Here is a 14,917-nt window from a genome sequence, read left to right as displayed (position 1 = left end):
CTGCTTGACGCTGGCCCGGTTCACAAGCGGTACAAATACAGTTTGGATTGGTGCAAGTCGTCCAACTGCACCACCGTGCAAGGCTCAACCCCGGGAACCGCAAACGTGTTGCTGATGAACAGCGTACCGGGCCGCATCTCGGCCTGAACCTTGCGCCATAGTGCAGCCATGGGTACCGGCGAAAGGTAGGCATAAACCACGTCGAACGCGCTCAGATCGACTTTCCACAAACTGTTCCAGCGAATGGTGTAGCGGGCACCGCCGAGCTGCGCGCGAATCCAGGCCAGCAGAAAAGGCAAAGGTGCGGTTTCGACGCCGACATACCTGCCTTCCGGACGCTGACGCGCAAGAAACGCCAGCATCCCGCCCAGACCAGAACCCAGATCGACCACGGCGGCATGTGCCGGCACGAGACCGGCCACCGCATGCCATGCTTTCCGGCTGGAAAGATAGAGCGGAACCTGGCTACGTGCGACACCGCCATACACCAGCAACAGCACGGCGAATGCCGCCAGGTACCAGGAGGAAGCGAGGCCGAGACCCTGCATCACCAGCAAGCCGGGAATGAAGAGCAGATTGATCGGCAGCCACCAACCCGGCAAGCGCCAGGCCAGCCCCAGGAATACGGCCACCGCGCCAGCGCCCAGGGCGTGCTGCCAAAACGACATAAGCACGCCGGACCAGCGCAGCAGCGGCATGGCCAGGAGCAGCCACAGTGCGGCGGCAGCCAACTGCAGCAGCAGCAATTTTACGCCCGGCGGTAACGTCCGGCATATGGACAAGGCGCTTGGCAAAGGCGCCAGCGGCTCAGTGTTTGGCCGGGACAGCACCTGCCACCTCTTTTTCCGGGCTTGCAAGAACAGGCGGAACCCCGGGCTTGGCAGGCGTATCGGCACTAGCGCCCTGCAATGCCCCGGCCACGTCCGCCTTGCTTTGTGCCGCGATATCAGCCTTGTTTGCCTCGGTGACGGCTTCCTCCGCCTCCTTGTTCATGATCAGGATGCTGATGCGCCGGTTGACCGGGCTGAATGGGTTTTGCGGGTCGAACGGCACGGCCGAAGCGAGTCCCACCACGCGCAGCATCTTTCCTTCGCCCATGCCGCCGGCGACCAGTTCGCGGCGCGAGGCGTTGGCGCGGTCGGCGGACAGTTCCCAGTTGCTGTAGCCTTTTTCGCCGCCCGAATATGGCGTGGCATCGGTATTCCCGGAAAGCGTCACGCGATTTTCCACTTCGTTCAGGACCTTGCCGATTTCGCGCAGAATCACCTGGGTGTAAGGCTTCAGGTGGGCGCTTCCGCTATCGAACATGGGCCGGTTCTGCTCGTCCAGGATCTGGATGCGCAATCCTTCCTTGGTGATGTCCAGCATCAACTGTTTCTTGAACTGTTTGAGCAGGGGATTGGCGTCAATGGTTTTTTCCAGCTTTTCCTTCAGGCTGGCAAGCTTGGCTGTTTCCTGGCGCTTCAGTTCGGCCTTGGCGGCTTCCAGATTGATGGTTTTTTTCTTGACGACTGGGTCGGGCGCACCTTTTTTTACCTGACCCTGCTTGCGGCTGATATCCGTTCCGCCGCCCTTGATCACGCTGGATGCGTCACCGCTGCCGGAGCCTCCCTGCATCGCCACCTTGAGCGGGGTGGCGAAATATTCGGCGATCCCCTGCAAATCGCCTTTGGCTGTCGAACCCAGCAGCCACATCAGCAGGAAGAAAGCCATCATCGCCGTCACGAAGTCGGCGTAGGCAATTTTCCATGCCCCGCCGTGGGCGCCATGGCCGCCCTTCTTGATGCGCTTGATGACTATGGGGCGTTGGGAGTCGTCGCTCATGTCGGCTATCGGCGCTTAACCGGGTTTGTTTTTGGTCTGTTTGACATGCTCTTCCAGCTCGAGGAATCCCGGTCGTTCGGTGGAATAAAGCACCTTGCGGCCGAACTCGACGGCCACCTGGGGGGCATAGCCGTTCAGGCTGGCAAGAAGTGTCACCTTGACGCAATCAAATACCTTGCTCGATTCGATCAGCTTGTTTTCCAGCAGGGTAGAAATCGGCGCGACGAAACCGTAGGAAAGCAGGATACCGAGGAAGGTCCCCACCAGCGCGTGGGCAATCAGCATGCCCAGTTCGGCCGGCGGAATGCCCACCGATTCCATGGTATGCACCACACCCATCACCGCGGCCACGATACCGAACGCCGGCATGCCGTCCGCCAGCTTGGCGAAGGCGGCCACCGGCACGTGGCCCTCGTTGTGATGGGTTTCGATTTCATTGTCCATCAGGTTTTCGATTTCCATGGCATTGAGGTTGCCACCCACCATCAGGCGCAGGTAATCGGTGATGAACTCTACGATGTGATGATCGGAGGAAACGCCGGGATACTTGCTGAACAGGGGGCTCTTGTCCGGCTCTTCCACGTCTGACTCGATGGACATCAGCCCTTCCTTGCGCACTTTGGCCAGGATTTCGAACAGCAGCGCCAGCAATTCCATGTACAGCGCCTTGTTGTACTTGGACCCCTTCACGATGCCGGGCAAAGCCTTGAATGTCGCCTTCATCACCTTGGGGCCACTGCCTACCAGGAACGCTCCGGCAGCCGCCCCCCCGATCATCAGCAACTCAATCGGTTGAAGCAAGGCGGCGAGATGTCCGCCAGCCATGACGAAACCGCCGAACACCGACCCCAAGACGACGAGGTAACCAACAATCACCAACATGCTAAACACTCCCTCCGCTGCCGGCCTGAGCATCAGGCCGATGGAATAATTTCGCCAACTTTAACAAGTTCTGCCGCCCGGCGCTATGCAAACATGGCGCCAGCCGTGGCTATAGCGATAGTTATCAGTCCCAGAGAGAGATTTATTCCAACCAGTTGGCGGATGTTTGCCAGGGATGCGCCGCCCGCTTTCCAGTTCTGGTTCAGGACCGCTCGCTGCAGGCGGGCAAAGGGAATAAAGAAGACATAGGCGAAAATCGCCATCATGATGGTGCCGGTGCCGAGCATGGCGTGGACGTGCAAGGGCACGCTGCTCATGCCGCCCAGGAACCCGATCATGAACAGTCCGGAAGCGAGGATCACGGCAATACTTGCCCATACCCAGGGGAAAAAGCGTTTGAACACGCCCACCCACAGCGGCAGGCGCAGCGGCGGTTCGAGCCGGTCGGCGGCTACCGGGCGCAGTACCTGGTGGGCAAAAAACATGCCGCCCACCCAGATTACGATTCCCAACACATGCAACATGATCATGAATTTCATTGAATATTCCTCAGGGTACGGGCGAGGAATTTTAGCAGGGCTGGGGAAATTGAGGAAAAATACACGCGAACCGGGGTGGGCGCCCCCCGGCGGGTAGTCAGACCATGGCTGAACGTCCCCGCGTCAGGGCGGCAGTAATTTCGGCGACATGCCGCCCCTGGAAGCGCGCCATTGCCAGTTCGTTTTCGCTCGGCAGACGGCTCCCGTCCGGGCCGGCAATCGTGCTTGCGCCATAGGGAGAACCGCCGCTGATTTCGCTGATGGTCATCTGGCGCTGCTCGCTGTAGGGCAGCCCGACGATGATCATGCCCTGGTGCAGCAGCGTGGTGTGAAAGCTGAGGATGGTGCTTTCCTGCCCGCCATGCTGGGTGGCGCTGCTGGCGAAGACGCTACCCACCTTGCCGATCAGGCTGCCGGCGAGCCACAGCTTGCCTGTCTGGTCGAGAAAATTGCGCATTTGCGCAGCCATGTTGCCGAAGCGTGTAGGCGTACCGAAAATGATCGCATCGGCCTCCGCCAACTGGGCGGGTGCAATGATCGGCACATCGGCGAAAGCGGCCTGTGCCGCTTTCGCGCCACTGGCTTCGAGCGCCTTGTCCGGCACGAGTTCGGGCACCCGCCACAGGCTTGCCTCGGCGCCTTCCACAGAAGCGACACCTTGCGCGACGGCTTGCGCCATGCGATGGATATGTCCGTACATGCTATAAAAAACGACCTGGATTTTCATGCTCGTCTCCTGAACATCGACCGCATTTCAGGGGTTGTATTCGAACGTGGTCTCCATCCGGCCGTGGTCCTTGACGCCACTGATTTCCACCACGATGCGATATGGCCCCATACCGGGCAGCATGGTAAAGAAATTGCCGTAATAGTTGGCACTGTTCTTGGCGTGCAACGGCTCCATCGTTCTGCGTTCACTGGACAAGCCGATTTGCGCCACCGAAGTCTTGACTTGCGCGCCGTCCACCGGCTTGCCGCTGGACGCGTCGAAAAGCACCACCACCAAGTGGTAGCGATCGCTGGCGGCGGCCGATTTTCCTTGCGGAGTTTTTGCCGCGCCCTGCACCATTTCGGCCGGCTGTACCCCGAGATGGATATTGATGCCGTCCACAACCCTGTTCCAGTCACCTCCCTGCGCCGCTGCCAGGTGCGCGTAACAGGCCAGGAACAACGTCAGCAATCCCAATTGCAGCATACGCATTTGAATGTGTTTCATGGCATCTCTCCCTCGCTCAAACCGGATTCATGAAAACCAGCGCAGGAACGCTGCTGCCGTCAGTGCGGTGGCGCTCAACCCCGACATCGTCAGCCAGACACGATGGCGCCGCGTGTCCGGCCAGGCGGCGGCACGCCAAAGGTAGAATGCCGCCAGAAAAAATCCGCCGGTGGCGCAGATCGCCTTGAGGATCAGGGCCACGACGGCAACGCCGGATATATCCGGAAAGCTTCCGTAATAATGGAAGCTGATAGCCCCAAACAACGAACCGCTCGCAATTTGCGTTGCCCAGCCAAGGCACACCAGCCACGCCAACTTGCGCTCGAATTCAAATTGGGGCGCCTGCCACAACGCGCCAACTGAGCCGCCCAACACGGCGGCAGCACCGAAGTTATGCACCACCTGGGTCAGCGCATACCCCAGATTTTGCAGATCCATACCCTATTCCACGACAACCTTGACACACTGCTCCACGCCGATCGGCACATGCGCCTTGTTTACCACCTTGATGCACAGCGTGTGGGGACCCGGCGCCATGGTGTCCAGTTGGTGACTGCCGACCAGCTTGCGCAGGATGGCCGCCTCGTGGTTGTCCACGTAGAGATGGATGTGATCGCCCCGCGGCCCCGGATTTACCTCGTAGTCGATCCGGTTTTGTGCCATGGCATCGAGTTTTGCACCATCGGACGGAAATTTGATCCGGGCGTAGGCTTCATCTGCCCACACGGATTGTCCTGAAAGAGAGATGAGCAGGAGAGGAATTAAAGCGAATGCTGGAATGCGCATGATTGCCCCCGTTATAGCGCCAATAGCCGGATTGCGAGCTGAGGTTCATGACACCATTTTAAAGACCGGTCAGATAAAAGCAGTGCCGCATAGACCGTATTTCGCTACAGCGAAGACCTGAGTTGGCGGGGGGGGAAAGGGAGCAGAAAAAGCCGTAAGGCGTTATTCGTACCCCAGAGCAAGCCTGACCGGCGCGAAACTGCGCCGGTGGATGGAAATCACCCCATGCCGGGCGATCGCCGCGAGATGATCCGCCGTGGGGTAACCCTTATGTCGGTCGAAACCGTAGTCCGGGTAAAGTTGGTGCAGTTCCAGCATTTCAGCATCGCGTGCGGTTTTGGCGAGAATCGAGGCTGCCGAGATTTCCGCCACCAGGCTGTCGCCCTTGACCACGGCACGCGCAGGCATGGCCAGCGGCGGACAATGCAGCCCATCCACCGCCACTTCGTGGGGCACCAGCGTCAGCGCCTCTACCGCACGCCGCATGGCCAGCAGGCTGGCCTGGAGAATATTGATGCAATCGATCTCTTGCGCCGAAGCGCTGGCGATGGCCCAAGCCAGGGCATGCTCCTTGATCTGCAGCGCCAGATAGTCGCGTTTTTTCTCGCTCAGCTTCTTGGAGTCAGCCAGGCCGGCGATCGGACGAGACGGGTCGAGAATCACCGCAGCGGCGAACACCGCCCCGGCCAGCGGCCCACGCCCGGCTTCGTCGACCCCGCAGAGCAGATGGCTCACGCCTTGGCCCAGTCGGGCAGGTAGCGCATGACCGCCTCGCATGCCCGCTCGGCGGTGTTTTGCCGCAACTGCTGGTGGATGCGCCCGAACTCGGCCAGAAGGCCGGCCTGCACCTGCTCGTCTTGCAGCAGATTGAGCATGGCCTGGGCAAGATTTTCCGGCGTGGCATCTTCCTGCAACAATTCCGGCACGATAAAACGTCCGGCCATCACGTTGGGCAAACCGACGTAAGGTAGATAGCCCTTGCGCCGCATGAGGAAGGCGGACAATTTCGACAGTTTGTAGGTGATCACCATGGGCCGCTTGAGCAGCGCGGTTTCCAGCGTGGCGGTGCCGGACGCCACGAGCGCCACATCGGCGGCGGTCAGCGCGGCATGAGCGTGACCGAACAGGATATTCAGATGAAGATTCTCGGCACCCAGACGATACAGCGCAGCTTCGAACAAGTCCCGTGTTTCGCGGCTCACCAGGGGAACCAGGAAAATCGTATCGGGTTTTGTGGACGCTATGGTCTGCGCAGTGCGGATGAACAGCTCGGCCATATAGTGCAATTCGCTTTGTCGGCTGCCGGGAAGCAAGGCAATGACGGTCGCCTCCTGCGGCAGCTTGAACTGCGTGCGCATCCCCGCACGGTCCGGCTGATCCGCTATCACATCGGCCATGGGATGGCCGACATAGCTCACCGGCACGCCGGCATCCTGGTAAATCTGCGGTTCGAAGGGAAACAGCGCCAGAATATGCGTCACCGATTGTGCGATTTTTTTCACCCGCTCGCGCCGCCACGCCCAAACCGAAGGGCTGACATAGTGAATAGTCGGGATGCCGTGCGCCTTGAGGGATTTTTCCAGGCCGAGATTGAAATCCGGCGCATCGACACCGATGAACAGGTCGGGCGGATTCTGCAGAAAATGGCGTTTCAGCTTGCGGCGAATAGAGAAAATTTCACGGAAATGCCACAGCACTTCCAGGTACCCCCGCACCGCCAGCTTTTCCATGGGAAACAGGGTCTGGGCGCCGGCCGACTGCATTTTCGGGCCGGCGATACCGACGAATTCAGCGTGCGGCAGTTTTTTTCGCAGAGCCGCGATCAGGTGGCTGCCGAGCAGGTCCCCGGAAGCTTCTCCCGCCACGATACCGATCCGCACGCCCCGCCCTGTCACATTTTGCTGCGCCAAACTACACCTCGAATTTAGCGGATGATGCCGCGCGTTGATTTATCCAGAAACTCGAGTAACAAGGCGATCTCGGGAAAGGCCAAGCTCTGCTCCTGCAGCGCCAGCTTGGCGTCGGCCAGGCTCAGGCCGGATTTGTACAAGGTCTTGTAGGCACGCCGCAACGCCAGAATCGCGTCGGATGAAAAACCGCGCCGCTTCAGTCCCTCCGAATTGATGCCGTGGGGTGCAGTGGGGTTGCCGCCCACGGTCATATAGGGCGGCACATCCATGGTAATCACCGAACTGATGCCGGTAATGCAGTGCGCGCCGATATGGCAGAACTGGTGCACCCCGGTGAAGCCGCCAAGGATGGCGTAGTCGTCCACGGTCACGTGACCGGCCAGCGTGGCGTTGTTGGCGAAAATGGTCTGGTTGCCGATCTGGCAGTCGTGCGCCACATGCACGTAAGCCATCACCCAGTTGTCGTTGCCGATGCGCGTCACGCCGACATCCTGCGACGTGCCCAAATTCAGCGTGCAGAATTCGCGGATAGTGTTGCGGTCGCCGATTTCGAGCCGTGTCGGTTCGCCGGCGTACTTCTTGTCCTGCGGCACTTCACCCAGGCTGGAGAACTGGAATATCCTGTTATCGCGTCCGATCCGGGTGTGGCCGGAAATCACCGCATGCGGCCCGACCCAGGTGTTGTCGCCGATCTCCACGTGCTCGCCGATAATCGAATAGGCGCCGACCGAGACGCCCTCGCCCAGCCTGGCGCCGGGATGAACGATCGCTGTAGGGTGAATCATCGACGGTCCTTCAGACGATATCGCGCTTGGCACACATCAGTTCGGCTTCCGCGACGACTTCACCGTCCACCTTGGCCTCGGCCTTGAATTTCCAGATGCCGCGCATCTGGCGCATGATCTCGATGTGCAGGTGGAGCTGATCGCCGGCGGTAACCGGCTTCTTGAAGCGCGCGTTGTCGATGCCGACGAAGTAGAACACGGAATTCTCATCCGGCTTGGTACCCATGGTCTTGAACGACAGGATGCCGGCCGCCTGGGCCAGCGCTTCCATGATCAAGACGCCCGGCATCACCGGGTGGTGGGGGAAGTGCCCCTGAAAGAACGGCTCGTTGATGGTGACGTTCTTGATTGCCTCGATACTTTTTCCCGGCTCGCAAGTCAGCACGCGGTCCACCAGCAGGAAGGGGTAGCGGTGGGGAAGGTGCTCCAGTACTTCATGAATGTCCATGCTGCTCACGATTGCTTCCTTTCCAATTCATTGATTTTTTGCTCCAGCGCGCGGAGTTTTTCCGCCATGCTGTCGAGGTGGCGCAAATGCGCCGCATTCCTGAGCCACTGCTCGTGTGCCGAGAACGGCATCGCCGAGGTATAGGTGCCGGCCTTGGTGATCGACTTGGTAATCAAGGTCCCGGATGACACTGAAACATTGTCCGCGATCTGCAAATGGCCAAGGATCATGCCTGCACCACCGACGGTACAATTGCGTCCGATCTTGGCGCTCCCTGCAATGCCGACGCAGCCCGCCATCGCGCTGTGAGCGCCGATCTGGACGTTATGGGCGACCTGGATCAGGTTGTCCAGCTTCACCCCTTCCTCGATGATCGTGTCCTCCATTGCGCCGCGATCGATGGTCGTATTGGCACCGATCTCCACATCGTCTCCGATCACCACCCCGCCGATCTGGGGGATTTTCAGCCAGCGCCCTTCTTCCCGGGCCAAACCGAAACCATCCGCGCCGATTACCGCGCCCGAATGAATAATCACGCGCTCGCCGATAACGCAACGGTGGTAAATCACCACGCGCGGATAGAGCCAGGTGTCGGCGCCGATTTCGGTGTTCTCGCCAACCGCGCAACCGGCACCGATCACCGCCCGTTCGCCGATCTTCGCACCGCGCCCGATGCTGACAAAGGGTCCGATGGAAGCCGATGATGCGACAACTGCGCCCTCCTCCACATGCGCAGTCGGGTGTATCCCCGCCGCAATCGCCGGAACCGGGTTGAGCAGCGTCGAAACCTTGGCGAAATAGGCATAGGGATTGCTGCTGACGATACGCGGTTTTGGGGTCGCATCGCGCGCATCAACGCCGACGATCACGGCGCCTGCGGCAGTGGCATCGAGCTGTTTCTGGAAGCGGCTGGCGGTAAAGAAGCTGATATGGCACGCCTGTGCATTTTCCAGCGACGCCACCTGACTTACCCGGACCTGGGCGTCGCCCAATACTTCACCACCGAAGCGCGCCACGATGTCGCCCAGAGTATATGTCTGCTCGTTAGCGAAGCTCACGTACTGTTCCTGCAAAAAAAGCCAGCGCGGCTGGCCTTGAAATTATTTCTCGGACAGCGCTTTCAGCACCTTTTCGGTCACATCGATGCGATGGCTGGCGTACACGGCTTCCTGCAGAATCAGGTCGAATTTTTCGCTTTCGGCAATGGCGATGATGGCCTTGTTGGCGCGTTCCTGCACTGCGGACAACTCCTCGTTGCGGCGCAGGTTGAGGTCTTCGCGGAATTCGCGCTGCAAGCGCTGGAAGTCGCGGTTGAGGTTAGCCAGGTCACGCTCCTTGTTGCGACGTTCGGTATCGCTGATAGTCACGCCTTCACGCTCCAGATAAGCCTGGAGATCCTTGGCCTGTTTGGCCATTTTCTGCAGGTCCTGATCCCGGGCAGCGAACTCCTTTTCCAGTTTCTTCTGCGCTTTCTGCGCCGGCGCCGCCTCGCGGAACACGCGCTCGGTGTTCACGAAACCGATTTTATATTCTGCCGCCGCCGCCATGCCGGAAATCTGCAGCAAGGATATGGCGATGATCGATAGAGCAAATCTTTTCAATTTATTTCTCCTGACTTCTAACATCTTCTAAAACATGGTTCCCATCTGGAACTGGAATGACTCGGTATGGTCCCCTTCTTTCTTGTTCAGGGGTTTGGCCAAACTGAATTTCAAAGGACCGATGGGGGAGAACCAACTTATGGACACACCGCTGGAAAATCTCATATCAGTAAAATTCACTTTCGAATACCGGCCTTGATAATCATCCGGACCGAATACTGCGCCGCCATCGACGAATACGCCCAGACGAACCGATTTATCGGTAGTCAACCCGGGGAAGGGGAACATCAATTCCGCCGAACCCACGAGCCGCTTCGAACCGCCCAGGGAGTTACCATCCACGTCCTGAGGACCGAGGGAACTGGTGCGATAGCCGCGTACCGAGGTAATGCCGCCGGCGTAGAAATTCTTGAAGAAAGGCAGTGGCTTGTTGCCCAGGCCAGCGGCGATGCCCGCCTCACCGTTGAGCAGGAGGGTATAGTTCTTGGCAAAGGTGCGCAGGTATTGCTGCTGGTAGGATAGCTTGTAATACTGGATATCCATGCCGGGCAGACCGACTTCACCGAAAATCCGCTGCAAGCCGCCGGCGGTGGGGTATGTCAGGCTGTCGCGTGAATCGCGCGCCCAGCCCAGATCGGCGCGGGCAGTGCTGGCGGAATTGCCGAACTGTGCGACATAATTTTTCAGGGGCAGCGAAGCACTATCGGTCAATGAAATATCGGTTTTTTCCAGCGCGAGCCCCAGGCTGACGCTGTCCTTCTCGTTCAGCGGGATGCCGAAGCGGATACCGCCGCCGAGGGTCGAAGTCGAATAGGTCGAAATGGTGTTGAGACTCGTCGTGTTCACCGTGCGCTTGTAAACGTCGAAGCCCCTGCTCACCCCGTCATCGGTGAAATAGGGATCGGTGAACGACAGGGAATAGACCTTGTTGACACTGCCGCTGTTGATCTGTGCCGACACAAAGTTGCCGCTGCCAAACACGTTCTGCTGCGATATGGAACCGCTCAGGATCAAGCCTTCGGAACTGGAAAATCCGGCGCCGGCCATGATGCTGCCAGTGGGCTTTTCGGTTACCGAGTAATTCAGGTCGACCTGGTCGGTGGTGCCCGGAACTGCCGGGGTCTCCACGTTCACGTCGGTGAAGTAACCCAGGCGCTGCAGGCGCTCGCGCGAACGATTGATTTTGTCCGCCGCGTACCAGGCGCCTTCGGCCTGGCGCATTTCCCGGCGCAGTACTTCGTCACGCGTCTTGGTGTTGCCGGCCACGTTGATGCGGCGCACGTAGACACGGCGGCCGGGATCGAGGAAAAAGGTAAAGGCGACCGTGCTCTTTTCCTTGTCGATTTCAGGCACCGCATTGACGTTGGCAAAAGCATAACCGTCGTTGCCCAGGCGGTCGCTGATGGCCTTGCTCGACTCATTCAGCTTCTCGCGCGAGAACGTATCGCCCGGCTTGACCTTCACCAGCTTGCGCAGCTCTTCTTCCGGCAACAGCATCTCGCCTGCCAGTTTGACGTCGGAAATGGTGTATTTAGGGCCTTCATGGAGGTTGATGGTGATGTAGATACCCTGCTTGTCGGGCGATATCGAAACCTGGGTGGATTCGATATTGAATTCGAGGTAGCCACTGTTCAGGTAATAAGAGCGCAGCGATTCCAGGTCGGCAGCCAGCTTCTGCTTCGAATACTGGTCATTCTTGCTGTACCAGGTCATCCAGCCCGAGGTGGATAGCACTAACTGGCTGAGCAAGTCCTTTTCCGACATGGCTTGGTTGCCGACGATATTGATTTGCTTGATCTTGGCGACTTCGCCCTCGGAAATATCGAAGTTGATGCCGACGCGATTGCGTTCCAACGGCGTCACGGTAGTGGTGATGGTGACCGCATATTTACCGCGGCTGAAATATTGCCGCTTGAGTTCCTGCTCGGCGCGGTCCAGCAGCGCCTTGTCGAATATCTTGGATTCTGACAAGCCCGCAGCCTTCAGGCCGTCCTTGAGTTGCTCCTTGGTGAATTCCTTGGCACCGCTCACGTCCACCTGGGCAATCGCCGGCCGCTCCTGCACTGTCACCACCAGCACGCCGTTTTCTGTTTCCAGACGTACGTCCTTGAAAAAACCGGTGGCATAAAGTGCCTTGACCGCGGCAGCGGCTTTCTCGTCGTCCAGGGTTTCGCCCACTTTCACCGGCAGGTAACTGAACACGGTTCCGGCTTCGGTGCGCTGAATGCCCTCCACGCGAATGTCTTTTACGACAAAGGGATCAAGCGCCAGGGCTGTGGTCGCATAAAGGCTGGAAATCAGGAACGGGATTAGTTTTTTCATTATTGGCCGGTCAACAAGCGGTTAATGTCGTTGTAAAAAGCGAAAGCCATCAGCACCATGAGAAACGCCATGCCGACCTGCTGGCCGATTTCCATGGCGCGTTCCGAAACCGGGCTTCCCTTCACGATTTCGGCCATATAATACATCAAATGACCGCCATCCAATAAGGGCACCGGCAACAAATTGAGCACGCCCAGGCTGATGCTGATCAGGGCAAGAAAGCTGAGGTAAGGCACCCACCCCATATGCGCGGACTGGCTGGCATAATCGGCGATGGTAATCGGGCCGCTGATATTTTTCAGCGGCACCTCGCCGACCACCATTTTTCCCAGCATCTGCAGACTGAACAGCGACGTATCCCAGGTTTTATCGAGCGCCTCGCCCAAGGCACGCAGCGGCGGGTAGCGTACTTCTACCATGAGACGGTCAATCCAGGCTTCGTCCACCTTCGGACCGGCTCCGATTTTCCCGACAGCCTTGCCTTGCTCCATCTCGGATGCAGGTGTCAACGTCAAGCCCAGCGAAGTGCCATTGCGTCTCACCTCGAGACGCAACGGACGTTCAGGGTTATCGCGCACCATCTGCACCAGATCTTCCCATAGCGCAGCCGGCTTGCCGTTGACGCTCACGATTTCGTCCCCTGCCAACAGCCCAGCCCGCTCTCCAATCCCGCCCGGCAGCAGTTTACCGATCACCGGCGGCAATTTGGGGCGAAAAAGTGTCAATCCCAGTTTACCGAGAAAATCACTGTCCAGATCGTCAGGGCCGAGGCTACTGGTATCCAGCGTATGGAACTGTATTTCGCCGCCGGCACCGCGGCTTTCGATTTCTACCGCGTGCTTTTTCATGATTTTCTTCAACAACAGCCAGCGCACGTCCTGCCAGGTCGCCACGTCCTCGCCGCCTATCCTGGTCATGAGCTCACCCGCCTTGAATCCTGCCGCGGCAGCCGGACTGGAAGATGGGGCTTCCCCCACCATGGGCCGCACGCCCGGCATGCCATGCATGAACAACACCCAGTACAAGGCGATCGCCAGGATAAAATTCGCCACCGGTCCGGCGGCGACGATGAGGATGCGCCGCCATACCGCTTGCCGGTTGAAGGCCAGCGGCAGCTCGTGCGGCGCGACTTCGCCCTCGCGTTCGTCGAGCATTTTCACGTAACCGCCCAGAGGGAATGCAGAGAGCACCCATTCCGTCCCGTTCGGTGCGGATTTCCAGACGGCCAAAGGTTTGCCGAAGCCGATGGAAAAACGCAGCACCTTGACGCCACACCAGCGCGCAACCCAGAAGTGTCCCAGTTCGTGCACCACGATCAGGATGCCCAGGGCCAGGGCGAAGGCGGCGAGGGTAAAGAGCAGGTTCATGTGAGTTGGTGAGGAGTGAGGCGTGAGGCGTGAGGGGCAAAAGCACCAACTCCCGCACGCCCTATGCGTTCGATGGCGATTTCTCGCGCCATCTGGTCCGCTTGCTGGACATCTTCCAGACGTGTCACCGGAACAGAGCTGATCTGCTCCAGCGCGTGCTCGATCACGGACGGAATCCCGAGGAAGGGCAGCCGTTCATCGAGGAAGGCGGCCACCGCCACTTCGTTGGCCGCATTCAGAATGGCCGGCGCGGTACCGCCCTGGCGCAGCGCCTGATAGGCCAGGTCGAGGCAGCGGAAGCGCTGCATGTCGGGCTCTTGGAAGTCGAGTCGGGCAATCTTGAACAGGTCGAGCGGCGACACGCCCGCCGCGATGCGCTCCGGAAAACCCAGCGCGTAGGCAATCGGGGTGCGCATGTCGGGGTTGCCGAGCTGCGCCAGTACCGAGCCATCGGCGTACTCCACCATGGAATGTATGACGCTCTGCGGGTGCACCACCACCTGGATCTGCTCGGCGGACGCGGCGAACAGCCAGTGCGCCTCGATGACTTCCAGCCCCTTGTTCATCATCGACGCCGAGTCCACCGAGATCTTGCGCCCCATGGACCAGTTCGGGTGAGCGCAGGCCTGGTCGGGCGTGATGTTTTCCAGTGCCGAAAGAGGCTTGGTGCGGAACGGACCGCCGGAAGCCGTGAGCAGAATGCGCGTCACGCCGACCTGTCCCAGGCCGCGCCCGAAATCGCGCGGCAGGGACTGGAAAATGGCATTGTGCTCGCTGTCGATCGGCAGCAGTTCGGAACCGCTATCCTGCACCGCGTCCATGAAGATGCTGCCGGACATCACCAGGGTCTCTTTGTTGGCCAGCAGGATGCGCTTGCCGGCCCGCGCGGCAGCCATGGATGGGCGCAAGCCTGCAGCGCCGACGATGGCGGCCATCACGCTGTCCACCTGGGGCAGGGATGAAACCTGTTCCAGCGCCTCGACCCCATGCAGGACCCGCGTCGCCAGGCCGCTGGCGCGAATCTTTTGCTGCAATGATTGGGCCGCGTCAGCATCCAGCAACACGGCGAACTCCGGCTCGAACTGCTGGCACTGCAGGAATAGCTTGTCCACCTGCGAGTTCGCCGTCAGCGCCACTACACGAAAGCGTTCCGGATGGCGTGCGATGACGTCCAGCGTGCTAACGCCGATGGAACCCGTCGAGCCAAGCACGGTAATATTTTGTGTATTCGACATGA

17 protein-coding genes are annotated in these 14,917 nt (G+C 59.5%); all 17 read right to left on the bottom strand.

The window, feature by feature from the left end; genetic code table 11:
- Positions 1-20 precede the first annotated feature (20 nt).
- The 17 genes from SKTS_RS05640 to ispC all read right to left on the bottom strand — a co-directional run bounded on the left by SKTS_RS05640 (position 21) and on the right by ispC (position 14,915).
- On the bottom strand, positions 21-746 hold the full coding sequence (locus tag SKTS_RS05640) for a class I SAM-dependent methyltransferase (protein ID WP_244617454.1): 726 nt from the start codon (positions 744-746) through the stop codon (positions 21-23).
- Between the two features lie 61 nt (positions 747-807).
- Complete coding sequence (motB, locus tag SKTS_RS05635; RefSeq protein ID WP_173061545.1) at positions 808-1,824, bottom strand: flagellar motor protein MotB; 1,017 nt, start codon at positions 1,822-1,824, stop codon at positions 808-810.
- 15 nt (positions 1,825-1,839) lie between these two features.
- On the bottom strand, positions 1,840-2,706 hold the full coding sequence (gene motA / locus SKTS_RS05630) for a flagellar motor stator protein MotA (RefSeq protein ID WP_173061542.1): 867 nt from the start codon (positions 2,704-2,706) through the stop codon (positions 1,840-1,842).
- Positions 2,707-2,789: 83 nt separating this feature from the next.
- Positions 2,790-3,245: a CopD family protein gene (locus tag SKTS_RS05625; RefSeq protein WP_173061539.1), complete on the bottom strand. Its 456-nt coding sequence runs from the start codon at positions 3,243-3,245 to the stop codon at positions 2,790-2,792.
- Positions 3,246-3,342: 97 nt separating this feature from the next.
- Positions 3,343-3,972, bottom strand: coding sequence for an NAD(P)H:quinone oxidoreductase (gene wrbA / locus SKTS_RS05620; protein ID WP_173061536.1), 630 nt, complete (start codon positions 3,970-3,972; stop codon positions 3,343-3,345).
- 27 nt (positions 3,973-3,999) lie between these two features.
- Positions 4,000-4,461 carry a hypothetical protein gene (locus SKTS_RS05615; protein WP_173061533.1) on the bottom strand — a complete coding sequence of 154 codons (462 nt, stop codon included), beginning with the start codon at positions 4,459-4,461 and terminating at the stop codon, positions 4,000-4,002.
- Positions 4,462-4,488: 27 nt separating this feature from the next.
- Positions 4,489-4,899 carry a hypothetical protein gene (locus tag SKTS_RS05610; RefSeq protein ID WP_173061530.1) on the bottom strand — a complete coding sequence of 137 codons (411 nt, stop codon included), beginning with the start codon at positions 4,897-4,899 and terminating at the stop codon, positions 4,489-4,491.
- Positions 4,900-4,902: 3 nt separating this feature from the next.
- Positions 4,903-5,187: a hypothetical protein gene (locus tag SKTS_RS05605; RefSeq protein WP_198420432.1), complete on the bottom strand. Its 285-nt coding sequence runs from the start codon at positions 5,185-5,187 to the stop codon at positions 4,903-4,905.
- A 222-nt stretch (positions 5,188-5,409) separates the two neighbouring features.
- A complete protein-coding gene (rnhB, locus tag SKTS_RS05600; RefSeq protein WP_244617453.1) occupies positions 5,410-5,982 on the bottom strand; it encodes a ribonuclease HII in 573 nt (190 codons plus the stop codon).
- Positions 5,979-7,157 carry a lipid-A-disaccharide synthase gene (gene lpxB / locus SKTS_RS05595; RefSeq protein ID WP_244617452.1) on the bottom strand — a complete coding sequence of 393 codons (1,179 nt, stop codon included), beginning with the start codon at positions 7,155-7,157 and terminating at the stop codon, positions 5,979-5,981. Before lpxB ends, rnhB begins: the two co-directional genes overlap by 4 nt.
- Positions 7,158-7,171: 14 nt before the next feature.
- Positions 7,172-7,942, bottom strand: a complete 771-nt coding sequence (gene lpxA / locus SKTS_RS05590; RefSeq protein WP_173061521.1) for an acyl-ACP--UDP-N-acetylglucosamine O-acyltransferase — start codon at positions 7,940-7,942, stop codon at positions 7,172-7,174.
- A 10-nt stretch (positions 7,943-7,952) separates the two neighbouring features.
- Positions 7,953-8,390 carry a 3-hydroxyacyl-ACP dehydratase FabZ gene (gene fabZ / locus SKTS_RS05585; RefSeq protein ID WP_173068972.1) on the bottom strand — a complete coding sequence of 146 codons (438 nt, stop codon included), beginning with the start codon at positions 8,388-8,390 and terminating at the stop codon, positions 7,953-7,955.
- A 5-nt stretch (positions 8,391-8,395) separates the two neighbouring features.
- Complete coding sequence (gene lpxD / locus SKTS_RS05580; protein WP_173061518.1) at positions 8,396-9,448, bottom strand: UDP-3-O-(3-hydroxymyristoyl)glucosamine N-acyltransferase; 1,053 nt, start codon at positions 9,446-9,448, stop codon at positions 8,396-8,398.
- A 42-nt stretch (positions 9,449-9,490) separates the two neighbouring features.
- Entirely contained in the window at positions 9,491-9,937 is a 447-nt protein-coding gene (locus tag SKTS_RS05575) for an OmpH/Skp family outer membrane protein (RefSeq protein WP_425315642.1), read from the bottom strand.
- An 81-nt stretch (positions 9,938-10,018) separates the two neighbouring features.
- A complete protein-coding gene (gene bamA, locus SKTS_RS05570) occupies positions 10,019-12,313 on the bottom strand; it encodes an outer membrane protein assembly factor BamA (protein WP_173061512.1) in 2,295 nt (764 codons plus the stop codon).
- Complete coding sequence (rseP, locus tag SKTS_RS05565) at positions 12,313-13,680, bottom strand: RIP metalloprotease RseP (protein WP_173061509.1); 1,368 nt, start codon at positions 13,678-13,680, stop codon at positions 12,313-12,315. Before rseP ends, bamA begins: the two co-directional genes overlap by 1 nt.
- Positions 13,677-14,915: a 1-deoxy-D-xylulose-5-phosphate reductoisomerase gene (ispC, locus tag SKTS_RS05560; RefSeq protein WP_173061506.1), complete on the bottom strand. Its 1,239-nt coding sequence runs from the start codon at positions 14,913-14,915 to the stop codon at positions 13,677-13,679. Before ispC ends, rseP begins: the two co-directional genes overlap by 4 nt.
- Positions 14,916-14,917: the final 2 nt, after the last annotated feature.

The sequence above is a fragment of the Sulfurimicrobium lacus genome (assembly GCF_011764585.1).
Classification (GTDB): domain Bacteria; phylum Pseudomonadota; class Gammaproteobacteria; order Burkholderiales; family Sulfuricellaceae; genus Sulfurimicrobium; species Sulfurimicrobium lacus.
This window is presented reverse-complemented; position numbering and strand designations above follow the sequence as displayed.

Excerpts from the sequence above, each read along its gene's own strand:
- motB (WP_173061545.1), bottom strand. The coding sequence starts at position 1,824 with ATGAGCGACGACTCCCAACGCCCCATAGTCATCAAGCGCATCAAGAAG.
- motA (WP_173061542.1), bottom strand. The coding sequence starts at position 2,706 with ATGTTGGTGATTGTTGGTTACCTCGTCGTCTTGGGGTCGGTGTTCGGC.
- SKTS_RS05625 (WP_173061539.1), bottom strand. The coding sequence starts at position 3,245 with ATGAAATTCATGATCATGTTGCATGTGTTGGGAATCGTAATCTGGGTG.
- wrbA (WP_173061536.1), bottom strand. The coding sequence starts at position 3,972 with ATGAAAATCCAGGTCGTTTTTTATAGCATGTACGGACATATCCATCGC.
- SKTS_RS05615 (WP_173061533.1), bottom strand. The coding sequence starts at position 4,461 with ATGAAACACATTCAAATGCGTATGCTGCAATTGGGATTGCTGACGTTG.
- SKTS_RS05610 (WP_173061530.1), bottom strand. The coding sequence starts at position 4,899 with ATGGATCTGCAAAATCTGGGGTATGCGCTGACCCAGGTGGTGCATAAC.
- lpxA (WP_173061521.1), bottom strand. The coding sequence starts at position 7,942 with ATGATTCACCCTACAGCGATCGTTCATCCCGGCGCCAGGCTGGGCGAG.
- fabZ (WP_173068972.1), bottom strand. The coding sequence starts at position 8,390 with ATGGACATTCATGAAGTACTGGAGCACCTTCCCCACCGCTACCCCTTC.
- SKTS_RS05575 (WP_425315642.1), bottom strand. The coding sequence starts at position 9,937 with ATGGCGGCGGCGGCAGAATATAAAATCGGTTTCGTGAACACCGAGCGC.
- bamA (WP_173061512.1), bottom strand. The coding sequence starts at position 12,313 with ATGAAAAAACTAATCCCGTTCCTGATTTCCAGCCTTTATGCGACCACA.
- rseP (WP_173061509.1), bottom strand. The coding sequence starts at position 13,680 with ATGAACCTGCTCTTTACCCTCGCCGCCTTCGCCCTGGCCCTGGGCATC.
- ispC (WP_173061506.1), bottom strand. The coding sequence starts at position 14,915 with ATGTCGAATACACAAAATATTACCGTGCTTGGCTCGACGGGTTCCATC.